General features: G+C 46.3%; 21 protein-coding genes and 1 other RNA gene. 7 read left to right on the top strand and 15 right to left on the bottom strand.

Going from position 1 to position 23,051, the window contains the following annotated elements:
• Window positions 1-10: 10 nt before the first annotated feature.
• The 4 genes from RQP50_RS05010 to RQP50_RS04995 form a co-directional block, all read right to left on the bottom strand.
• Window positions 11-2,080, bottom strand: coding sequence for a FecR family protein (locus RQP50_RS05010; protein ID WP_315743680.1), 2,070 nt, complete (start codon window positions 2,078-2,080; stop codon window positions 11-13).
• 92 nt (window positions 2,081-2,172) lie between these two features.
• Entirely contained in the window at window positions 2,173-4,029 is a 1,857-nt protein-coding gene (locus tag RQP50_RS05005) for a CHASE2 domain-containing protein (protein WP_072729750.1), read from the bottom strand.
• A gap of 263 nt (window positions 4,030-4,292) precedes the next feature.
• On the bottom strand, window positions 4,293-4,526 hold the full coding sequence (locus RQP50_RS05000) for a ferredoxin (protein WP_021253216.1): 234 nt from the start codon (window positions 4,524-4,526) through the stop codon (window positions 4,293-4,295).
• 115 nt (window positions 4,527-4,641) lie between these two features.
• Window positions 4,642-5,949, bottom strand: coding sequence for a DNA polymerase IV (locus RQP50_RS04995; RefSeq protein ID WP_072729751.1), 1,308 nt, complete (start codon window positions 5,947-5,949; stop codon window positions 4,642-4,644).
• Window positions 5,950-6,238: 289 nt separating this feature from the next.
• Here RQP50_RS04995 and cimA point away from each other — a divergent pair, with 289 nt between their 5' ends.
• The gene (gene cimA / locus RQP50_RS04990; RefSeq protein WP_072729752.1) at window positions 6,239-7,852 is read left to right on the top strand and encodes a citramalate synthase; all 1,614 of its coding nucleotides are present in this window, start codon (window positions 6,239-6,241) and stop codon (window positions 7,850-7,852) included.
• A 90-nt stretch (window positions 7,853-7,942) separates the two neighbouring features.
• Here cimA and RQP50_RS04985 read toward each other — a convergent pair whose 3' ends face one another.
• Window positions 7,943-8,491 carry a TlpA family protein disulfide reductase gene (locus RQP50_RS04985; RefSeq protein ID WP_072729753.1) on the bottom strand — a complete coding sequence of 183 codons (549 nt, stop codon included), beginning with the start codon at window positions 8,489-8,491 and terminating at the stop codon, window positions 7,943-7,945.
• A gap of 170 nt (window positions 8,492-8,661) precedes the next feature.
• On the opposite strand from RQP50_RS04985, the gene RQP50_RS04980 reads away from it, so the two are divergent.
• The 3 genes from RQP50_RS04980 (at window position 8,662) to RQP50_RS04970 (ending at window position 11,274) form a co-directional block, all read left to right on the top strand.
• Window positions 8,662-9,870 carry an MFS transporter gene (locus tag RQP50_RS04980; RefSeq protein ID WP_021253220.1) on the top strand — a complete coding sequence of 403 codons (1,209 nt, stop codon included), beginning with the start codon at window positions 8,662-8,664 and terminating at the stop codon, window positions 9,868-9,870.
• A 220-nt stretch (window positions 9,871-10,090) separates the two neighbouring features.
• Window positions 10,091-10,543, top strand: a complete 453-nt coding sequence (locus RQP50_RS04975; RefSeq protein WP_021253221.1) for a helix-turn-helix domain-containing protein — start codon at window positions 10,091-10,093, stop codon at window positions 10,541-10,543.
• A gap of 47 nt (window positions 10,544-10,590) precedes the next feature.
• The gene (locus tag RQP50_RS04970) at window positions 10,591-11,274 is read left to right on the top strand and encodes a zinc metallopeptidase (RefSeq protein WP_021253222.1); all 684 of its coding nucleotides are present in this window, start codon (window positions 10,591-10,593) and stop codon (window positions 11,272-11,274) included.
• Between the two features lie 94 nt (window positions 11,275-11,368).
• On the opposite strand, the gene RQP50_RS04965 is transcribed toward RQP50_RS04970, so the two are convergent.
• Together RQP50_RS04965 and RQP50_RS04960 are read right to left on the bottom strand one after the other, a co-directional pair.
• A complete protein-coding gene (locus RQP50_RS04965; protein WP_072729754.1) occupies window positions 11,369-12,313 on the bottom strand; it encodes a LysR family transcriptional regulator in 945 nt (314 codons plus the stop codon).
• Between the two features lie 117 nt (window positions 12,314-12,430).
• A complete protein-coding gene (locus RQP50_RS04960; RefSeq protein WP_021253224.1) occupies window positions 12,431-13,024 on the bottom strand; it encodes a rhomboid family intramembrane serine protease in 594 nt (197 codons plus the stop codon).
• 201 nt (window positions 13,025-13,225) lie between these two features.
• Between RQP50_RS04960 and tpx the strand changes: the two genes are divergently transcribed.
• Window positions 13,226-13,744 carry a thiol peroxidase gene (tpx, locus tag RQP50_RS04955; RefSeq protein WP_021253225.1) on the top strand — a complete coding sequence of 173 codons (519 nt, stop codon included), beginning with the start codon at window positions 13,226-13,228 and terminating at the stop codon, window positions 13,742-13,744.
• Window positions 13,745-13,872: 128 nt separating this feature from the next.
• Here the strand turns inward: tpx and RQP50_RS04950 are convergent, their stop codons facing one another.
• The 3 genes from RQP50_RS04950 to RQP50_RS04940 form a co-directional block, all read right to left on the bottom strand.
• Window positions 13,873-14,265, bottom strand: a complete 393-nt coding sequence (locus RQP50_RS04950; RefSeq protein ID WP_005546086.1) for a DUF1499 domain-containing protein — start codon at window positions 14,263-14,265, stop codon at window positions 13,873-13,875.
• A gap of 146 nt (window positions 14,266-14,411) precedes the next feature.
• A non-coding RNA gene (gene ssrS, locus RQP50_RS04945) (6S RNA) lies at window positions 14,412-14,594 on the bottom strand.
• Between the two features lie 166 nt (window positions 14,595-14,760).
• Window positions 14,761-15,582, bottom strand: a complete 822-nt coding sequence (locus RQP50_RS04940) for a YesL family protein (protein WP_315743670.1) — start codon at window positions 15,580-15,582, stop codon at window positions 14,761-14,763.
• A gap of 170 nt (window positions 15,583-15,752) precedes the next feature.
• Here RQP50_RS04940 and RQP50_RS04935 point away from each other — a divergent pair, with 170 nt between their 5' ends.
• Complete coding sequence (locus RQP50_RS04935; protein ID WP_315743668.1) at window positions 15,753-15,884, top strand: sporulation protein YjcZ; 132 nt, start codon at window positions 15,753-15,755, stop codon at window positions 15,882-15,884.
• A 119-nt stretch (window positions 15,885-16,003) separates the two neighbouring features.
• On the opposite strand, the gene RQP50_RS04930 is transcribed toward RQP50_RS04935, so the two are convergent.
• Window positions 16,004-17,599, bottom strand: a complete 1,596-nt coding sequence (locus tag RQP50_RS04930; RefSeq protein ID WP_315743666.1) for a DEAD/DEAH box helicase — start codon at window positions 17,597-17,599, stop codon at window positions 16,004-16,006.
• A 295-nt stretch (window positions 17,600-17,894) separates the two neighbouring features.
• Between RQP50_RS04930 and RQP50_RS04925 the strand changes: the two genes are divergently transcribed.
• Window positions 17,895-18,698 (top strand): YitT family protein, encoded by an 804-nt coding sequence (locus RQP50_RS04925; protein WP_394358362.1) that lies wholly within the window; start codon window positions 17,895-17,897, stop codon window positions 18,696-18,698.
• A gap of 172 nt (window positions 18,699-18,870) precedes the next feature.
• Here the strand turns inward: RQP50_RS04925 and RQP50_RS04920 are convergent, their stop codons facing one another.
• Genes RQP50_RS04920 through RQP50_RS04905 form a run of 4 tightly spaced genes read right to left on the bottom strand, consistent with a single transcriptional unit; the run spans window position 18,871 to window position 22,989 of the window.
• Window positions 18,871-19,815 carry an ABC transporter ATP-binding protein gene (locus RQP50_RS04920; RefSeq protein ID WP_028533861.1) on the bottom strand — a complete coding sequence of 315 codons (945 nt, stop codon included), beginning with the start codon at window positions 19,813-19,815 and terminating at the stop codon, window positions 18,871-18,873.
• A gap of 13 nt (window positions 19,816-19,828) precedes the next feature.
• Window positions 19,829-20,878, bottom strand: a complete 1,050-nt coding sequence (locus tag RQP50_RS04915; protein WP_072729756.1) for an ABC transporter ATP-binding protein — start codon at window positions 20,876-20,878, stop codon at window positions 19,829-19,831.
• 24 nt (window positions 20,879-20,902) lie between these two features.
• Window positions 20,903-22,042, bottom strand: coding sequence for an ABC transporter permease (locus RQP50_RS04910; protein ID WP_072729757.1), 1,140 nt, complete (start codon window positions 22,040-22,042; stop codon window positions 20,903-20,905).
• Window positions 22,042-22,989 (bottom strand): ABC transporter permease, encoded by a 948-nt coding sequence (locus RQP50_RS04905; protein WP_072729758.1) that lies wholly within the window; start codon window positions 22,987-22,989, stop codon window positions 22,042-22,044. The genes RQP50_RS04910 and RQP50_RS04905 overlap by 1 nt, the downstream gene beginning before the upstream one ends.
• Window positions 22,990-23,051 lie beyond the last annotated feature (62 nt).

Here is a 23,051-nt window from a genome sequence, read left to right as displayed (position 1 = left end):
CCTTCAATCTTTACGGAGTAACCTTAATCTCAAGTGGTTTCTCCATTTTATTGACTTGCAGCAGCGCACCTTTCTCATCATAGAAACGAACATTGGATAGTTCCAATGTAACTGGGTCTTTGCTGCCATCCTTTTTATAAGGCAGCTTAATGAGCGTGTCGTCACTGCTTAGCGTCACATGTCCAGCTTTAGTCATCATAATACGGTACGTAATCAGGTTGCCTGCCGTCACTACCGAATCCACACTATTGCTCGACTGATAATCTCCAGGGAGGTGTGCAATTCGAAATTTGCCCCCGCCATCACGATATGTATCCGGATGACTCAGCAATTGAGCTTTGTCTATCTCAGCTCCAGCTACCTTGATTGTAAATTGCAGTGTTGCCGCAGGAATCGGTGATGTTAGTCGCTTCAGTACTGCCGACACAACGAAATCCTCATTTGGCTTGACCTGATCTACATTGGCAGCCAGTTCGAGAACATGCTCCTGTGGTTTCGGATCTGGTTTCGGATCTGGTTTCGGATCTGGTTTCGGATCTGGCTTTGGGTCTGGGCCTGGGTCTGGCTTCGGATCCGGTTTTGGATCTGGCTTCGGATCTGGTTTGCTTGGATCCGGCTTACTTGGATCTGGCGTATTCGGATTAGGATTCATTTTTCCACCCTGGGTATCGCCTTTATTTTTGTCCGCTTCTTGACAAACTCGGTTTTCGTACGCATTCTGGCATACTTCCAAGCGGGCATTTTGCAGATTTTCTTTAAATTGCTGTTTTGCATGCTCCGAACCAAGAGAGTCCTCGTAGTTCTTTTCTATTTTGGCCAGCTCTTCAAACTCCGCAGCCATCCGCTGCTCTTCAAGCGAGTGATTGCTTCCTTCCTTAGGAAGAGACACATTTTCTTGGAGCACTCCCAGCTTAACCTGTTCTTCAACATGCTTACGTATAAGAGACTGCTGCTGACCTTCCTCCTTTGTCAACATGAGCTTGGCTGTTTTCCATGGCAGCCCAGTCTGATTTGCCTCCTGTTCGGTCAGCTTGCCATGTTCAACCGCAGTACGGATCACATATGCAATAAAATTACTCACATTATGGGCTGCTCGAGTCTCAAACAGAATCGATTCACTCTTGCCGCTGTTCAAAATATCACCGATCATCTGAATGGATCCAATCGGCAGAATCCCACCGTATTTTCCCTGCAGCAAGCCATACGATCGAAGTGCATCACAAGAGCGCAACTGCTTTTGTACTGCTTCACACTTTTCCGCTAACCAATGAGTCCTCATCGCTTTATTCTCATCTTCTGCATCTGACGCACCCGCAATCATCGCCTGAACAATGGCCATGTCCCATTGATCCAGCAATGTTATCGCATCCGCGTATCCATATTTCATTCCAATGCCCTGCTCAGATTCCGAGAACGCCGCAGTCTGTGCCGGAAATACATCATGATGGCCTATCGTTACGACCTTGCTTCTGCCAAATGTTGAATCTAGCTTCGTCCCTTGCCGATTGTCAAGAGAACCAGCATCGCTGCTTATCTTGATTGGGTACTCGGTACGTACCGTACCGGCTGTAACATACAACTGGGTCAGTCCATTGAACGGATGTACTTTAACCCCAAATTGTGTTCCGCGCACCGCCATAACAGTCGTCGGCGTCTCAAGGACGAACCGATCATCGGTTCCCGCAATCGACTTCACCTTGGCAAATACAGAGCCAGCCCATACACCGATGCGTGTTTTTACACCGCCGTCCTTTTTTAGTTCTGTAAAACTAACATCTGCACTCGCCCCAATGGTCAGCTCATCATCTTTATCCCCACCGGCCAATTGAATAACAATGCGTGATTTATCTCCCGTGAGAAGACGATCACCTTGATTAATGCTCATCTTCTTGAACACTTGGATCGCCTTGTCCCCTCCTGCCTTCGTTACGTATACACTGCCCTTCCATTCCTTCACAACACCTACTCGTACAGCTTTGGCAGGAGCCTCTGCGCCGTACACGGTTCCCCATGATCCAGTTCCAAATAGAGTGAAAAATACAACCATACAGGCGAGGCTGCTTTGCAACAAGCGTTTCATTTGCATTCCTCCATGCTCTCCTTACATCACATATAATTCAGGTGTCAGACAACGTCAGCATGAACATACTGACGGATCCCCTTCGTTCTGACTCATTCTCGTTCTGATAACACTTCATATGCCATTACTTCTTCGGACTTCCCCTTTAATTGGAGGGGTCCAATCTTTGCCAGGTCGAAGCGATTGCATATTCGCACGTACGTACCTTCCCCAACTACGATTTGCCCTGGTAAAGCCCTTGATTCTAAGCGTGAAGCCACATTGACGCTATCTCCAATCGCCGTGTAGTCCAAGCGTAGCTTCTCTGAACCAACATTGCCCACAATCGCTTCCCCACTCTGAATGCCAATGCCGATCCCAAATCGATCACTAAGCTCAATACCTTCCGCTAGCCGTGCACGCAATTCCTCAGCACAGCGCTGAAGCTCTAATGCGGCACGCACTGCATGATCCGCATGATTATCAAGGTGATATGGAGCTCCGAAGATCGCCATAACGCCATCACCCATAAATTTATCTAATGTCCCATTGTGCTTAAATATCGTGTCAGCGCACAGATGCAAATATTGATTCAAGAGCTGAAGCGTTGACTCTGGTGCCAATCGTTCTGACAATGGGGTAAATCCTCTAACATCAATGAACATCACTGTAATATCCGTGCGTACCCCACCTGCCTTAACAGGCTCATGTGATTCCAACAGCTTCGTTACCACGGAGGGTGATACATATCTGCCGAATAGATCTTCAACATGCTGTCTTGCTCTCCGTTCCTCCCGACCACGGTAAGCGACAATGAGAATATAAGAAGCCCCCATTCCGCACAATTCGGTAAAGTAAGGAATGAAGACGGAGCCGCTCTCGTAAATCCCAATCCATACGAGCGTAAATACCAAGACGATGCCTATAGCAGCTGCCGCCCCTCGAATTCCCCGAATTCGCGATGCACTCCAGACTACGGCACCAATGCCAATGAACAAGGCAAGAACGTTCCATGCGATTGGCGCTTCCTTATAGAAGCGGCCTTCTACCAGGGATTGAACCATATTCGCGTGAATCTCAACACCATACAATGTCATGGATCGACTAAGCGGTGTCATATGCCGGTCGCTCAAAGACGCAGCATATGGACCTATCAGCACGACAGAATCCTTATAATAAGAAGGATCAACCGTGCCATTCCATACATCAGCGAATGACTGACGGTCATATCCGTCCACGTCCTCCTCACTGCTTCCATATATAGAAGAGAAATAATCAAAAGCAGCTTGCCCACGATCATCAGTTGGAATTCGCTTTGCTCCTCTATACCATGTTCCACTTGTCTCATCCCATGAAATCTGTTCATTTTCCGGCAGCAGCTGATTCGCCGCTAAAATATCAATTGAGGGAATCATACTTCCCCGCTCATCCGGAATGCCAAGACAGATTTTTCGGATAACACCATCTCCATCAGGCAATACATTCACATGTCCAAGCTGACTTTCACCAATTTGAATGGAGGATGGAGGCCGTTCCACACTTTCCGCCCGAAGGGAATCCGCATGTTCCTGTAAGGGAAGAAGGGATACTTGCACGGGTAAATAAATGGTTGGGTATGTATTCAATTGCTCAGATAAGGTTCGGTCGTCCCTCTCATTCTGGGAAGGATCTAGCATAAGTATATCGATGATGACCGCTCTAGCTCCAGCCTTCATCAGCTTCGCGCTTAATTCAGCATAATGGGATCGTGGCCATGGGAAAGAGCCCATCTGTGCCAAGGAAGGCTCGTCAATCGTAATCATCTTAATTCGATCATCTGGTTGGCGTTCTTCAATACTCTTCGTACGCAAGGCATCACGAAATGCCTGCTCTGCCATATGAAACACGCCGCCTGTCCCATTACTATACCCATATACCGTAACCATCGTCAGTATCATAACAACCAATGACGGGACGGCAAATTTTTTCATTTCGATATCACCTGCTTCATTTGAAGGCATGAACCCATATATTGAGAATTACAGTTTGATATACTCTGCTATATTTAATCTATCATATTGTATGAGCGTATACGATGATATGGGCAATTTCAAGTTGAATTTTGTCGAATTTTGCGAATTTTCGCTTTGACGCAGTAATTAGATGGGGTGAGCAGATATAATAAAATCCCCGCGGGAGGCGCGGGGATCGTGTAGGTATTCTCTCTCTATGTGAGTATACAGCTTGCAGTAGGTTAGTTAAATGGTGCGTCCGCAATCTTAATAGAATCTGTTGGGCAGCCATCTGCAGCATCTTGCAGATCGTCGAACAGATCGTCAGGGATAGCGGTTACCCCTTGGTTGTTATCACCTTCATAAATAACTTCTGCGATACCTTCATCGTCGTAGTCGTAAATGTCAGGTGCAGTAGCTCCACATGCGCCACAAGCGATGCATGTGTCTTTATCAACCCAAGTATATTTTGCCATTGGTTAGTTCCCTCCTGTAATGTTACAGATCTTCTTGGTTCCTCCGTTATCAATATAATACAAACAAGCTTGGAATTCAAACGATTTCCAACTTTTTTAAATGATTTGGAAATTATTATTCGTCCCCTGATTCATGCAGCGTATCCGTCTGGAGTGAAGTCCCTCGTACACGATGGTTGCGAAGCAATGAGGATGGATCATCCCCTATCATTCCTAACGTAACAATCGCATTCTCTCCATATTTATCTCGAATCCGATCCATCGTCTCTATCAATTGCTCCCGCTTCGGCTGCCGCTCGAAGTCGAACAGATCCAACTGAACGGCTGCCTCTTGCTTCGGTACTAGATTTTGACCTGTAATCCCCAGCAGTCGAATAGGGCTGCCTGAAGTCCAATGTCGTTCATAGAGCTTCCATGCTTCATCCAACAAGATGTCCGCATCATCTGTCGGCCCTTGAAGCGTGCTCGACCTCGTAATCGTCTTCATCTCCGGATTACGAATCGTAAGCTGCACCGTTTGCGCCATCAACTTCTGCTTCCTGATCCGACGAGCAACTTGATCAGCCAAGTTCAGCAGAACCCTTCTTACTTCTTCCTTCGATTCCACATCCCTAGGCAAAGTGGTCGTATGACCGATCGATTTGCTCTGTTCGCGTTCCGCCTTCACCTGCCCGTCGTCCAAACCATGTGCCGCCTGCTTCATCCAATGTCCCTGTATGCCAAATAAAGAAACAAGTCTCCCCTCATCAGCATGGGCAAGCTCTCCGATGGTTCGTATTCCTGCCCGTGACAGCTTATCTGCAGTCTTCCGCCCAATGCCGAACAACTCCCCGCATGGCCTGTGCCACAATTGCTGAGGTACATCTCGGATTCGAAGGATCGTTATGCCGTTTGGCTTCTTCATATCAGAGGCCATCTTCGCCAGCAGCTTATTAGGCGCGACACCTATAGAGCAGGGCAAATTTAATTCTTCCCGGATTCGCGTCTGAAGTTCGTTCGCGATATCGAGCGGTGTTCCGAATATTTTGGATCCAGTAATATCCATATAACACTCATCAATCGATACCACTTCCACCAGTGGGGTATAGCTGCGCGCAATGTCTATAAAGGCTCTCGAGTACTTCCGATATAAATAAAAATCTGGACGAATGACAATCAAGTGAGGACATAGCCGCATCGCCTGCTTCACATGCATTCCTGTTCGAATACCAAGCTTACGGGCTGCATAAGAACAAGTAACAATGATCCCCTTGCGCAATTCCATACTTCCTGCAACCGCTGTTGGCTTCCCCAGATACTTCTCCGGCTCCTCTGCGGCATGTACAGAGCAATAGAAAGCATTCATATCGAGATGCAGAATGACGCGACCCTTGGTCGGATAATATTGTTGTATGTTATCACGCGAGGTTTCGTTCTCGTTCATACACTGTCCTCCTTCCTAACATATTAATGATACCTCTCATCCATAATTTAATTGTAAAATTTATACATCTTCGTTAATCGATCAATTCATCTATTCGAACAATTGTTCTTCCTAATTCCTAAGCTTACCGATATCTCTGATCGGTTGCAAGCCTCTTTCAAGACTCCCGTTGGAAAAAAAACAGTGATTCATTTATGAAAATACGTCTATACAAGCAAAAAAGCAGTGCTATAATAGGGAAATAGTTATTTCCATATTCATCCTTGCAAAACTGAAGGAGGTTCCGAGAATGTCGAAAGTCATTTCTATTTTTGACACTACACTTCGCGACGGCACCCAAGGCGAAGGGATTAGCTTGTCTGCAGACGATAAGATCAAGATCGCGCGCAAACTTGATGCGCTTGGCGTCACATACATTGAAGGCGGCATTCCAGGCAGCAATGGCAAGGATATTGAATTTTTCAAACGAGTAGCGGCATATTCATGGAATGCGAAGCTAACCGCATTCGGCAGCACTCGCCGCAAAGACTCAATGGCCGAACAGGATTCGAACCTTAATCGGATAATCGAAGCGAACGTTCCTGCCGCAACGCTTGTCGGGAAGTCATGGGACTTCCACGTACACACTGCGCTGCAAACTACGCTGGATGAGAACCTAGCTATGATCTATGATTCCATCGCCTATCTGAAGCGAGCAGGGCTTGAAGTCATGTTGGATGCTGAGCACTTCTTCGACGGATACAAGAACAATACAGAATATGCGCTTGCTGTACTATGCAAGGCGCAAGAAGCCGGAGTTGATTGGGTCGTTATGTGCGATACGAATGGCGGAACGCTTCCTGGCGAGATCGGCAGTATTATTCGTGACGTATACAATCACGTCCATGTGAAACTCGGCATTCATACTCATAATGATTGTGAGCTTGCTGTCGCGAACACACTTGCTGCGGTAGAGGCGGGTGTTACCCAAGTGCAGGGCACCATTAACGGATATGGCGAGAGATGCGGCAATGCTAATTTGTGCTCGATCATCCCAACACTTCAATTGAAGATGGGCTATTCTTGTGTTAACGCAGAGCAACTACAATCGTTGACGCCTGCTGCACGCTATATCAGCGAAATTGCCAACGTCACGATGCCTGTGAATCAGCCTTATGTCGGCAATGCAGCCTTCGCCCACAAGGGTGGAATCCACGTGTCCGCGATTATGAAGGATGCCCGTACCTACGAGCATATCGTGCCTGAGCTGGTTGGCAACAAGCAGCGAATTCTCGTCTCAGAACTAGCAGGTCAGAGCAATGTACTATCCAAAGCACAACAATTGGGCTATGAGCTTGACCCTACGAAGCCTGAAACGAGGGCCATTATGGAGAAAATCAAGGAGCTTGAGCATCAGGGATATCAATTCGAAGGTGCTGACGCTTCGTTGGAGCTGTTGTTGCGCCAGGCTACAGGTCAAGCTGAAGATCCATTTACATTCGAATCTTTCAAAATACTAGTTGAAAAATCTTCATTACGCTCCGTTGTATCGGAAGCGATTGTGAAGCTGCAAATTGATGACGAGTCGATCTACATGGCTGCAGAAGGCAACGGTCCTGTGAACGCTCTCGACAGCGCATTGCGCAAAGCACTGAGCCGTCACTACCCTTCCATCGCCGACATGCACCTCACCGATTACAAGGTTAGGGTGCTCGATGAGAATAATACGACGGCTGCCAAGGTACGCGTGCTTATCGAATCAACAGACTCGCGCAATACATGGAGTACGGTTGGCGTCTCTAGCAACGTCATCGAAGCGAGCTGGGAAGCACTTATTGACAGTATTCGTTATGCACTCATCGGTCAAGAGAAAGTCGCTACATCGGCTGAACGCAAAGAACAAGTCGGACTCGTCAATCACTAATAAAATGCGATATATCCGGAATACGAAAACAGCCATAACCCCTTTAACGAAGAGGTTACGGCTGTTTTCATTTTTCGTTTTTCGTTTTTTTTATTCCTCTATGACTTGTTGAATCGCTTTTTCTAATTCAGCTGGAGGTCTTATGCCATCGTAACGCTGCCGGATTACCCCATTCTTATCCAGCAATACATTGGTAGGAAATCCAATTCCGTTATACGCCTTGAAAGCTTTCCCCGCGGTATCCAAGAGCACTGGATTCGTCAATCCAAAGGCAGACACGAATTCTTTGGCTCCTTCCTCCGTATCATGAGCGGTCACATTGATCGATACCATCAACAGCTTATCCTTGTATTTATCATGCAGCTTCACTAAATCAGGTGCCTCTGCCTTGCATGGATCGCACCATGAAGCCCAGAAGTTTACAAAAATCGGCTTATCCTGCTTGCCACCAACTGTAATCGGATTCTGACCGCCAAGCACATCCAGTGATATGGACGGTGCTAACTGCCCTACTTGTCCGCCAATCTTAGTCGGTGTGTCATTCATGGAGGCGGTAGTGTCTGACTTATCGTAATTGTTCCATATCGCGATTCCAATGAGCGCAACACTCACTACAAGCAATATTAGACTTTTTTTCATTCTTGATTCTCCTTGTTCGCGTCTTGTTCCGTGTTCATATTGTACCCTTTTTCCAGCAAAAATACGATTCCCCACAATAGCTTTCTGAGCAAACTTACGTATGCCAACCTAATTATGCGGGCACAGTAACGACGAATGAAATATGACTACTCGCGAAGGAAAGATGATATATGGCATCTCAACAATCAAGGCCATTATGGATTGAATATGCAGCGTTAGCAACTGTCCCGCTTGTTATGGTATTGGGCAATTCCATGCTCGTGCCCATTCTGCCCGAGGTGAAGCGCAATCTCGGATTAACTTCCCTGCAGACAAGCTTCATCATCACCTTGTTCTCACTGTCTGCCGCCATTATTATCCCGGTCGCTGGATACTTATCCGATCGCTATGGCCGCAAGAAGATTATCATACCTGGTCTTCTCATCTATGGGATTGCCGGGGTGTTCACCGGCCTTGGCGCGTTGTGGAACTCCTATCCACTGCTCATTAGTTCACGAGCAGTTCAAGGCTTGGGTGCAGCAGGAACTGCACCTATCGCCATGGCTCTCGTAGGGGATTTGTATAAGGATGCTGAAGAGAGCAAAGCCATGGGCTTAATTGAAGCATCGAACGGAGCTGGCAAAGTTATTAGTCCGATTCTTGGCGCTGCGCTTGCTCTCTGGACATGGACCGCTCCTTTTTTTGCATTCCCATGTTTTTGCGCGCTCTCGCTTGTGGCCATTATCTGGCTCATTAAAGAACCCAAACGACAAAAGGAGCCAACCCCACTCAAAACTTATTTGCATAATGTCGGCTCCATATTTAAGAAAATGGGACGGTGGCTCATCCCCGCATTTTTTGCAGGGTCGCTCGCCTTATTCATTTTGTTTGGCATTTTGATTTATCTATCCGATATATTAGAGGAAAAGCCGTATTCCATCCAAGGCGTTGTGAAGGGTCTTGTACTGGCAATCCCTTTGCTTGGCATTGTGACGACTGCATTTATCACAGGCAGCGTAATCAAAAAGAACGGCATACTTATCCGGCGAATGATGATCATCGGGCTTGTACTTATGTCTCTGTCATTGGGACTCACCATTATGTTCCATAAGCAGGTCTATTGGTTTATTGCGTTAATTACAATAAGTAGTATAGGTACTGGCATGCTGCTGCCTTGTCTCAATACGATGATTACGGGCAGCGTGGAGAAGGCTGAGCGCGGCATGATTACATCGCTATACAGCAGCCTGCGATTTTTCGGCGTAGCCCTGGGTCCTCCCCTGTTCACTTGGATGATGAGCAAGTCACATCAGATCATTTTTATTTCGGTGACAGCTCTATCCATCATTGCCCTCGTACTCGTCTGTCTCTTTATTAAGCCGGATGCGAAGGTTCAATGATCATTCCCATCATCCCCTAAATAAGATAAGCGAAGTCTCGGAGCGGACACCATCCTATGGCCGCTCCTTTCTGCCATTTCTCGCTAAGTTGAACTCTGCTCCAGGAAAGAATGTAAATTGTCATATAAATGCCATGTTCAAACAGGAATTTCAGAACCATAACGTTTGACTGTATGGTTTGCAATCTTGTATCATAGAATGAATAAGTGAGGTGATGACGATGGGGGCTACTAACAAGTTAATACGAATCGGAGAGCTGGCACGCGCCGCGAATGTAAGTCAACGAACGATTGACTATTACACGACGATAGGCCTGATTGAACCGGTGAAGCGCACAAATACAAACTATCGTCTGTACAGTCATGAAACGATTGAACGAATCGAACGTATTAATCAATTAAAACAAGAAAAGTATAGTCTCGATGAAATCAAGCTTTACTTCTCGCAATTGAACAGCGTGACTGCAGAACGTGAATTGGAAGAACGACTTACCGAATTGCAAATCCATTTGCAAAAGCTCGAACGTGAAGCAAAAGAGCTCAGCCCAATGCTGGATAAGCTCAAACCAACACAAGCGCAGTCATTGTTCAATCGTCTCGCAGCTCAAAGCGCGGCTTGTGTAGAGGTACTGCTCACATTGATCGATAAGGGCAACAATCACTTTATGATGTAAGTCAGATTGCTGCTTGACCGTACTCTTGATGTTTAGGAGGTTTGTACATGCTATTTTTTCACCCGATGGATTTCTTGATTCTAATCGCTTTTGGGCTCTCAATTTGGGCGCAGTTCCGCGTTAAAGGAACCTTTCAACGCTTTGCTCAAGTAAGAGCAATGAGTGGTCTAACCGGTTACGAGGCAGCGCGCCGCATGCTGGACGCGAATGGCCTGCATGATGTTCCAATCGAGCCGATTCAAGGTGCGCTTACTGACCATTACGACCCGATTAACCGTGTTGTACGTTTGTCCGAACCCGTATATTATGAGAACTCAATCTCTGCAATCTCAGTAGCATGCCATGAAATCGGCCATGCGATTCAGCACCAGCAGTCCTATCCGATGCTTGTTCTGCGCCATCGCATGTTCCCATTAGTTAATTTCTCATCTGGTATTGCGCCTTTCATGTTGATCGCAGGCTTCCTCTTCCAATGGAGCAATTTGATTCTGTTAGGGATTATTTTCTTCTCTGCAGCGGTATTGTTCCAGCTTGTTACCTTGCCAGTTGAGTTCGATGCAAGCAGACGTGCACGCGATCTAATGATTGCTGAAGGATTCGTAACGAACGAAGAAGAGCGTGGCGTAGCGAAGGTTCTTAACGCAGCGGCATTAACCTACGTTGCAGCAGCTGCCATTTCTGTACTGGAACTATTGAAGTACATTATGATCTTTACAAATCGCAACGACTAATCTCGAACGTGAGCCATTGATCCAAGAATCGAAGAGCCCCATTCCTATGCGGATACGCATGGAATGGGGCTCTTCTGTATCATGACAAGCCTATTTATGATGAACTAGCAGAAGATGAAGCCGCCGCTGTTTTAGCTAGTTGCTGTAAGTCGTGCTGAGCAAAATATTGAAGTAAAAAGGCATGGAATGTATGCGCGACAAGAGGCAATTTCTCCCCTGATCGGCGTATGATGCCTATTGTTCTCGTTACTTCCGGCTTTGCAACCCGTACTCTGGCAGGCTGCAGCTCAGAAGTATGTTGAAGCGCCATGTCCGGCAATAAACTCACTCCCATACCAGCAGCGACAAGTCCCCTTATGGTTTCAGTCTCCTCACCTTCGAAGCCAATACGCGGCGTAAAGCCCGCTTCGATGCAAGCATCCCATACAATGGGACGTAGGGAATACCCTGGACTAAACAGAACAAAAGTATCTTCTTTCAGCTGCGTCAATGTGATTTCTTGTTCATTCGACAACGGGTGATTTGGAGGCAAGATTGCAAACAATTCCTCGGTCAACACAATCTCTCCGGTTACATGCTCACACTCCTTCGGGAAAGGAGAAATGAACGCGAGATCCACTTCGCCGGATACGATATCCCGTATTAGTGACGGATACATGCCTTGCTTGAAACGAAACTTTACATTCGGATGACGCTTGCGGAATTCTGCTACAATGCTAGGAATGAGATGCACACCTAGACTATGCGGGAACCCAATCCGAACTTCCCCCAACTCTGGATCCATAAACTCTTGCACTTCTTGAATCGATCGCTCAAGATCCTTCAAGATTTCCTCCGCCCGCTTGCAGAACAATTGACCAACAGGTGTTAACTGAAGGTTCCGTCCCTTCTGAAGGAACAACTTAACACCTAGTTCTTCCTCTAGTTGATGGATTTGCCGGCTGACGGCGGATTGCGCCACATGCAGTTCTTCAGCAGCTTGCGTGACATGCTCTTTTTGCGCCACTTTCACAAAGTAGTGCAATTGCCTAAGTTCCACGACTTCTCGCTCCGTTCTGTCAATTATGCTATTTCATCAATTTCATTTTCTACCTGCAATTCAAGAGGAGTGCATCACTACCCTCTGGACAAGAGCTGTATGATATGCAAGCTCTGCTCACCGGATAAGCCTTAATACACCATACACGACAAATCCAGCGGCTAAGCCACCCAAATGGGCACTCCAGCTGATGCCTTGAATGACAAAGGATTGAACAATACCAATCCCTAATATTATAAGCAATGTTCGACGGGATGCCTCATCAAGTGTCTGACGCCGGAACAGGGCAATAAACAAATAGGCCCCGTAAATGCCGTATATTGCACCTGATGCTCCAACCGCAAGTGTCCCCCATTCCGATAGCCACAGTGCAGTCGCATTCCCTAGCAATCCACTTATGACATACAGGACGGCATACTTGAACGATCCCATCATCTGTTCGAGCGGCGGTGCAAAGACAAATAAGGCGAACATATTAAACAACAAATGCTCAAACCCACCATGCAGGAACATGGCAGCGGCAATGCGCCATGTCTCCTTATTGAACGGCTCTACCTTCCAGATTGCCCCATGTCGAAATAGATTTTCACCATTTGTACCACCACTAGCCATCAGCACGATAAACATCACGATATTGGCGATGATAAGCAGCGTTGTAATCGGGTAGCTTTTTACATAGGTGCGCCAATTCTCGTACCGAATAAAAATCATCGAGTTTCTCCTCACTTTCACCTGCCAGTTCACATTCATAGGCGTACTTGCCCCAACCATGTAATCGGCTACTCGGAATCATTCTCAATCGTGTAGCGAATTCATCACGAAGCGACATTGGACAACCTTATGTGCAAACCGTATAATGGACAATAGGTTTACCAATTATGTGCATGATATGTAAGAAGGAGGCTACCAACCATGTCCGCAGAACGTACAGGTGTGGCAACATTAAAAGGAAATCCTATCACATTGATCGGCCCTGAACTTAAAGTAGGCGATAAAGCGCCTGAATTCCAATTGAATAAATCGCTTGTTGATGTAGTTGGGCTTGAACAATTCGCTGGTAAAGTAAAATTGATCAGTGTAATCCCATCCATCGATACAGGTGTTTGCGATGCGCAGACGCGCCGCTTTAACGAGGAAGCTTCCAAGCTTGGCGACAAAGCCGCAATTATTACCGTGAGTGTTGACCTCCCAATGGCACAAGCTCGCTGGTGCGGAGCAGCCGGTGTGGACAATGTCGTCATGCTGTCTGACTACAAGGACAACAACTTCGGCAAATCTTACGGTGTGCTGATTAAGGAATTACACCTCGATATGCGCTCCATCTTCGTAGTGGATGCCGATAATACGATCCGTTATGTTGAATATGTTAGCGAGATGACAGAGCACCCTAGTTATGAGCAAGCATTGGCTGCTGTCCAAGCGCTTCTGTAACACCGCGACACAAATCAACTAGAGTAAAAGCGAGAGAAGAGTGAAGGCTCCTCTCTCGCTTCATGATCCTATCAACGAGTATTCATATATCGCCCTACGGCGCCCGCTACTACCTTCACATCCGCTCATTAGCTATTCATTTTGTAAGATGCCAACTTCTTGTCCAATATGGCATACAAATCAAGAATAACACGATAGTTCGCTCCAAAATCACCAAGTCCACCGCGAGACGCGGAATAGATATCTATTGCGGTCTTGTTTGGTCCTACGTTAATGACAGATACGGTTATATCCATCGTCCGCCCCGTCATTGTTCTCTTCTCTAGCGTAATCTCGCCTACAGAAGACACCTCATGCAACACTTTGTACCCTTGAATTTTCTTTAGCGTGGATGTAACTTCACCCCAAGCTTTCTCTCGGGACATTTGATAATAATGCGTTTTCAATTTAGGGTCCTTTGCACGATCGCCGCTCGATTCAAAACTGCGAACGATACCGACCAGTACACGTTTGAGTGACAAGAGTGTGTTCCTCCTTTTTCTAGACAGCCGATGCTCACTTATCTATAGTGTAACATTGTTCGTAAGGATACGAAAGAGGATTTACATAGAAAAAGAAAACACCTCCTCCCATGAAGTCATTCACGAAAGAAGGTGATTCGTTAGAAAGAAAACCCGCCTATGCCGTTCAGCTCCTATGCTTCTGAACCCGCTCTCGCAGGTGGGTGCTCGCATAAGTACGTTTGACTTCCCTTCGGAGAGGGCTTGCCAGCGATACTTAGATGTTGAACTCCCTAGAAACAAACATTGGTTCAAAACAACGTAAGCCTACACGTACATCGCAGGATGTATTGTTTATTATACTGTGTTGTTCACGTATTGTAAACCTTGCGCCTTGCGTATTTCTTACCATTCAGTAGCGGATAAACTCTTAAAAAGCTACCCAAACATTCTAGTTCATCCGTTAGGATCAACATCATATCACATTTCTTCAATGCAATGCAAGTTCTAGTTCTCTTACTGCTTGTTAGTCGTGCTCCCCGCTTGTTCTCCATCCAATTGCGCAGCCTCTGATGTCTCGCCGTTCTCTGTATCAGCCGCTTCTTCACCTTCACCTTCCTGAGCAGCCACCATGCGCTGGTACTTGTCCTGAATCTTCGTAAAGGCGTTATTGAAGTTGAAGTAAGATAAGTATGCAATAAGTGAACCTGTGAAGAAGAACAATAGAACTGGCCATTTCGTCAAGCTAAAGTATAAAATGATGCAGCTCAATACAATCGTTACGATACTGCTAACAGGAGTGAAAATCGTTAACAGCACACTGTTCTTCATAATATGTGTTGTTTTTGCTTGTAAATGTGCAACCATCGAGAAGAAGTTAAACAGTGAAACGAACAGCAATATCAGCAAACCTAGCATTGCATACCCGATAAACTGCATAGACTTCAACTCAGTCATATACACGTAATAGTCGATATACATAATAACGAACAGCAGCGTGTAGAAGATACCGCCTACCATCGCCTGCTTATAATTATCTTTGTATGATTTAAAGAAGGTACGCAGGAGCTTTACGTCCGTGTCCCCCATGATCCACTTCCGCGCAACGGAGAACATCGCAGCTGTCGCTGGGAACAATGTAAACGGTGCCACAAGTCCCATCGCCCAATTCATCGTAATGGATTCATTGATAAAGTTCTGCTGATCAACCATCAGCTTCATGAATAAAAAAATAAAAAAAGGTGACGAACAGATAAGCCACAATATGTTCGTGACCGAAAAACGCATGATCCATTCTGAAATGCGGTAAAAGCCGCCCATAATCCCTCGAAATTCCAAAGGTCATTCCCCCTCATCATCCTGTCTCTACTACTATAATACAAATTGCTACCTTAGTGCCAGTGCCTATTTTGTATCCAATTAGGTTCGTGTCTACAGCGAGAAAAGGGACTCCGCATAGGATATTAAGTGAAAACACCAAACATCGCAGTGTTAAAGGAGGTTCCCGTATGGGGCAATTAGGTTTTGGAGGTAGCTGTGGAAGCTGTGGAAGCTGTGGCTGTGGTTTTGGTTTTACTTCCACAGGGGTGATTCTTGTCTTGTTTATTTTGTTGGTTATTATAAGTCGCTCTTTTATATAATGAACTGTTGCAGCAATTCGGATTCACGCTAATCATCCTTGACATGCAAAAAAGACCGCTCCAACTGGGGCGGTCTCTATGATCAACGGAAGACATTCATCATTCGAATGTGCCTCGTCCTACTCGTCGCGCTTATTACGGTTCTCGTCGTTGTTAAAACGTCTTGGGCGGCGATCGCCACCACCATTGTTGTTGCGGTCGCGGGAATCGCTGCGGCCATAACGCTCGCCACGTCCGTCGCGGTTGTACCCGCCACGGTTGCCATCACGTCCACCATCACGTCCACCATCGCGTCCTCCACGATAGTCACGTCCGCCACCGGAACGACCATTGCGGTTGTAAGGTGCAGACATCTTGCGTCCGCTAGAACGAAGGTCTGGCTTGCGACGCTTCGCACGGATTGGATCTTCAGGAGTCAAGTTGATAGAAACATCCTTCTTATCCCCTGTCAGCATCTTGAATGCAGCAGACAACAATTGTACGGAGTCGTATTGCTCCAACAATTCAATGGAGATTCCTTTGTATTCATTTAGCTCGCCATCCTTGAGAACATCAAGAATACGATCTGCAATGATACGTTGCTTCCCTTCGATTGCTTCTGCAAGGCTAGGAATCGGCTTGCGTGGAATACGATGACGAGTTACACGCTCGATGAAGTGCAAATGGTCAATTTCACGAGGCGTTACGAAAGACCATGCGCTACCTTCTTTACCAGCACGACCCGTACGGCCGATACGGTGTACATAAGATTCCGGATCTTGCGGCAAGTCAAAGTTAATTACATGTGTTACACCAGAAACGTCCAAACCACGTGCAGCTACGTCAGTCGCAACGAGAACATCAATGCTGCCGTCACGGAACTTGCGCATAACCGTATCACGTTGGTTTTGGGACAAATCGCCATGCAAACCATCTGCAGAATAACCACGCTTCTGCAATGCCTCAGACAACTCGTCTACACGACGCTTCGTACGGCCGAATACGATCGCAAGCTCTGGAGATTCCATATCGAGCAAGCGGCTCAATGCATCGAACTTCACACGTTCAGGGACTTCAATGTATGCTTGTTCAATGAGTGGAGCACTTACATGCTTAGGCATAACCGATACATGTTCTGGCTCGCGAAGGAATTGATTAGCAAGCTTTTGGATGTTCGGTGGCATCGTAGCGGAGAAGAGCATTGTCTGGCGTTGTTCAGGTACTAGGCTCAAGATGGAAGTGATATCTTCCATGAAGCCCATATCCAGCATTTCATCTGCTTCATCCAATACAACTGTTGCAACATCATCGAGACGAATCGTCTTGCGGTTGATGTGGTCAAGCAAACGACCTGGTGTACCGATAATAATTTGTGGGTGTTTTTTCAAAGCACGGATTTGTCGTCCAATATCTTGTCCGCCATAAATCGGCAAGGAACGAACGCCTTTGAAACGAGTCAATTTGCCGATTTCCTCAGCAACTTGGATCGCCAATTCGCGCGTTGGAGTCATAACCAATGCTTTTACACGTTCTTCTGTTGGGTCAATCTTCGAGATCAACGGGATACCGAAAGCCGCCGTCTTCCCCGTACCCGTCTGCGCTTGTCCGATAAGGTCTCGTCCGGTCATCGCTACAGGTATCGCTTTCTCTTGGATTGGAGTCGATTCTTCGAACCCTAATTCCGTAATCGCCTGAAGCACTTTCGGCTCCAAGCCAAATTCTGCAAATGTCTTCAAAATATTCATACTCCTTCATTGTGGACAATCCACAGCCTTATCTGTATTCTTAAGTAGCGCGACAATGGTGACGAATGGCACTTTCAGTCAACCGTCTTCTCATATACAATGCGGAGGGACACTCTTATTGTGTAGCGTGAACTCCGCGTCAAATTCATGTACATCGTTGGTAACTAAAGCCTACTCAAGAATATCCAGAATATTATAACACAAAAATATTGAAGAATACCAGATCCGAACTAACTAATACTACGTTTTGAGGTGACATTGCTTGAAACGAATTTTTGATTTCATCATGTTAATTGCCGGGGCAGCGCTCATCGCTGCATCATTTAATTTGTTCTTAATGCCCCACCATCTGCTTAGTGGCGGCGTATCTGGATTATCGCTCGTAACGAATTACTTGACTCATTGGAATCCGAGCATTTTATATTTCGCCTATAATTTACCGCTAATCATATGGGGCTGGTTCGTGCTTGGCAAACGCTTTATTGGATATAGTTTACTAAGTGTCGTCGCGACAACTTACTTCATATCCGTCTTCCCAGTTGAAGCTGTTGCCAACGAACCGCTTTTATCTGCTGTATTTGGGGGCACACTAGTAGGTATCGGAAGCGGGATATCCCTACGAGTAGGCGGCTCATCAGGTGGATTTGACATTATCGGTTCAATTGTAACCAGATATCGCGATTTCTCAATCTCGAACATTCTGGTTGGAATGAACGCGGCTGTTATTGTAACCCATGGATATTTATCGAATGAGTGGGAACTGGCGCTTTACTCCATGGTCTCCATTTTTACGACCGGCAAAGTAATCGGCACCATCTATATTAACCACTACAAGGTAACGGTGTTCATTATTACGAGGAACAAGGAAGCACTTATTAACAAGCTGCTGGTCTTGCCGCATGGAGTTACCGTTATAAAAACCACAGGTGCATTTACCGATATTGAGAAAGACATGTTGATGACCGTTACTACACGTTATGAATTGACCGAGTTAAAACGTGTTATTCGTGAAAATGACCCTAAAGCTTTTGTAAATATTGTGGAGACTGCTGGTGTCATCGGGAATTTCCGAAGGCCGAAAAATAGGTAAGCCGCTCGGTTGCCAGACGTACATATGAATCGTTGTCAGCGATATAAGAAAGCCCGTCCATTTACTTGGACGGGCTTTCTTATGCGAATAAAATTTATAATTACATCGGAATGACTTGGATGCTCTACGCTGGATGTGGACATACTATGCGAAAATGCGCATCGTTTATTGATTATAGAGTCATCTCTTGCTTATACTTCTCAACTTCAGATGGAGAAGCGAACACATAATGCCCCGGCTTTATTTCAACTAAGCTTGGACTCTCCACATCATAGTTATGAATACTCGGACTATAATATATGCGTTGGCGATTCCGCTCGTAGTGCGGATCTGGATGAGGAATGGCTGAGAGCAGGGATTTCGTATACGGGTGGATTGGTTGCCGATATAGATCATCAGCCTTGGCTAATTCCACAATCTTCCCATTATACATAACGCCAATCCGATCTGAGAAGTATTTAACGACAGACAGGTCATGGGCGATGAACAAAATGGTAAGCCCAAGCTTCTTCCGAAGCCGATTGAGCAAATTCAATACCTGCGCCTGAATCGATACATCGAGCGCAGATATCGGTTCATCCGCAATAACAAGATCGGGACTCGTAATTAACGCTCTCGCAATTCCAATCCGCTGTCGCTGCCCTCCTGAGAATTCATGCGGATAACGACTCGCGTGTTCCCGGGTTAACCCAACGGTCTCCAAGATTTCATAGACCATATCCATGCTTTCCTGCTCACTACGGCAAAGCTTATTAATTTTCAAGCCCTCCGCAATTATTTCCTTCACGGTCATACGAGGATTCAGTGATGCGATTGGATCCTGAAAGATCATTTGCATGCCGCGCGTCACTTCTTTTTTAATTTCCTTGGTCAATGCCCCTGAAATGAGTGTTCCATTAAAATAAATTTCTCCATCCGTAGGCTCATACAGACGGATAATCGTTCTGCCCGTTGTCGTCTTGCCGCAGCCGGATTCACCTACAAGCCCAAACGTTTCGCCGCGATACACTGTAAAACTAATGTCATCGACCGCTTTGACCACTGTTTTTTTTCTACCAAAGCCGCTGCTGAAATATTGCTTTAAATGCTTAACTTCCAGCACCGGATCGCGAGTGATTACATTCGTCACCTTATCGCACCAGCCTTCCCGTTTGCTGCTCAATTCGTCTCTTCAATACATCCGGAAGCTCCACCTTCGGCGCATTCGGATGGAGAAGCCACGTCGCGGCATAATGCGTGTCGCTTATCCTGTACATCGGCGGCTCTTCCTCGAAGTCAATATGCATCGCATATCGGTTGCGTGGAGCAAAGGCATCTCCTTTGGGCGGATGCAGCATATTGGGAGGCGTTCCTGGTATGACTAGCAATTCATCGGATGAGCTCGTGCCCAGATCAGGCATGGACACAAGCAAGCTCCAAGTATAAGGATGCTTCGGATTGTAGAAAATCTCGTCCACCGTTCCATGTTCGACGATTTTGCCCGCATACATCACGGCCACGCGATCAGCGACGTTAGCCACCACCCCAAGATCGTGCGTAATGAATATGACGGACAACTGCCGTTCCTTCTGGATTTCCTTAATCAGATCGAGAATTTGCGCCTGAATCGTGACATCAAGCGCCGTCGTCGGCTCGTCACATATCAGTACCTCCGGATCGCATGCAAGAGCAATAGCAATGACGATACGCTGACGCATTCCGCCGGAGAACTGGAACGGATATTGATCGAATCGCTTCTCCGCATTCGGAATGCCTACTGCCTCCATCAGCTCCAGCGCTTTGACTTTGGCATCCGCTTTGCTTAGCTGCTGTGAACGAAGCGCCTCCATAATCTGTTTGCCAATCTTCATTACCGGATTTAGAGACGAAAGCGGATCCTGGAAGATCATTGCAATTTTAGAACCGCGAATTTCGGTAAACTGTTTCTCCGTATATTTCGTCACATCTTGTCCATGATATAGGATACTGCCGCGTTCAATAACGGCATTTTTCGATAATATCCCGACGATCGCTTTGTTCGTTACGGATTTCCCTGATCCGGACTCACCGACGATAGCCAGTGTCTCGCCTTTGTGCAATTCAAAGTCGACTCCGCGCACGGCCTGCACCTTTCCCGCGAACGTTTTGAACGAGATATGCAGATCATTAACTTGAAGAATCATATCGTTGTGTGTCGTCATCCTAGCTCCCCCCGCTATTCGCTATTATTCTTGGCCTCTCAAAGTTGGATCGAATGCATCCCGCAAGCCGTTGCCGAACATATTGAACGACAACATCAAGATCGAAATGACAATTGCAGGAAATAGCGTCAAGTGAGGATGCTCGAGCAGCACCTTCTGACCTTCTGACAGCAAGCCGCCAATGGAAGGTTCGGGAGCAGCGATACCGAGTCCCAAATAAGAGAGAAATGCCTCTGTAAAAATAGCCCCTGGAATCGCGAGCGTCGCTTGCGTAATGATCGGGCCGATTGCGTTTGGCATAATGTGCCGGAAAATCAATAAACGATCCCGCGCTCCCATCGTCCGGGATGCCAATACATATTCCTGACCTTTATGTTTATAGAACTGCGCCCGAATCATGCGGCTCATGCCAATCCAGCCCGTAATCACCATCGCTAATATTAACGGAGTTATACCTGCACCCATGAGCATGACAAATAGAATTACGACGACTAAGCCAGGTATTCCACTCAAAATCTCAATAATCCGCTGCATAATCATATCGACCGCTCCGCCATAATACCCGGAAATCGAACCATATGTAAGACCAATCAGCATATTGATGGTCACGGCCATAAACCCGATAATCAACGAAATGCGGGTACCCTTCCATAACCGCGTCCATTGATCACGCCCCAATGCATCAGTACCCATCCAGAAATATTTATCTTTGGCCTCTTTTAACTGATACATATCAACTTTTGCTTGCACCATTGGAATTTTGTTGCCGCGGTAGTCGACTTCATACTCTTTAAGCACTTTCACGATCGAGCCTTTATATTTTTCTTCCATGCTCGTTTTTTTCACGTCCATCACTTTCGTTCCATCCCAAATCCCCAGCTTCTCCAGCACCGGGACACGCGGGGGCAGCAAGCTCCAATCAATATGCTGTTCACGGTAAGTGTATGAACTGATCATTGGAGCAATGATCGCAAGCAGAATGATAATGCCAATCACAATCGCCGCGATGGTAGAAGCTTTATTCCTGCGGAATCGCAATAACGCATCTTGTAAAAATCCAATTGCCTTGCCTTCGAATTTCTCGTCCGCGATAGGCTTGTCCCGTTGAACGAATTCGAATGGGTTCCGTTCCATGTTGGGCTCCGTATTCTGGCTCGTCTTCATTACTTCTTCCCTCCCATTCGAATGCGCGGGTCAATAATTCCATATGATAAATCCACGATCAAGATGCTGATAAGAGCGATTATGGAATAGAAGAACATAACAGCAATCGTAAGCGGATGATCCAATGAATTGATCGAGTTCACGGACAAGGAGCCGAGACCCGGCACGCTGAAAATGTTCTCGATTACGATCGCTCCCGACAATATGGAGAAAATCATCGGTATAAGGATATTGGAGAGCGGAATGAACGAGTTGCGAATCGCGTGGCGCACGGTAGCCTGCATATGCGATAGGCCCTTCATTCTTGCCAACAGCATATAATCCGAATTAATTGTTTCGCATAATTCGGCGCGCAAATACCGGGTTATGATTGCTATTTCACCAAAGGACAACGCCAGTACCGGTAAAATCATAGATTTAAACTTATCCCAAGTGATCCCTTGATCCGTCGACAGCAAGATCGGAAGAAGATCCCACTTGAAAGCCACCACATATTGCAACAACGCTGCAAATACGAAGGAGGGCACCGAAATAAACAGCACGACCATCATATTGATCCCGTGATCGGTCATCGTATTCTTCTTTAATGCCGCGATGATTCCGCACATAATGCCTATTGGGATCGTAAATATAAGCGCCAATATATTTAACTGAATCGTGATCGGAAGTTTTTCCTTAATAATATTAAATACCGGAACCTTAGGCTGGACTTTAAGCGAATCTCCGAAATTGAAAGTAAGGAAATCCCCCAGGAAATATACGTATTGAACAATTAGCGGCTTATCCAAATGATATTTGGCTTCCACCCGTTCCCGAATGTCCTTAGGCAATAACGGATCGTCTACGATGCTACCGGGCATAGCATGAATTAGAAAGAATAGCAGGCTAATGATAAGAAATAGAGTAATAGCCATGGCAATGAGTCTTTGCGATATGTATCGTAACATAAGCCTGGAACTCCTTTTCCGCAAGGTAGGAGACCTTGCGCAGCCGCAAGGCCTCCTCTGTT

Origin of the sequence: Paenibacillus suaedae (assembly GCF_032337355.1) — a bacterium.
In the GTDB taxonomy this organism is placed as follows: domain Bacteria; phylum Bacillota; class Bacilli; order Paenibacillales; family Paenibacillaceae; genus Paenibacillus_B; species Paenibacillus_B suaedae.
The sequence above is the reverse complement of the archived record's forward strand: the minus strand, read 5'-3'. Positions and strand labels throughout refer to the sequence as shown.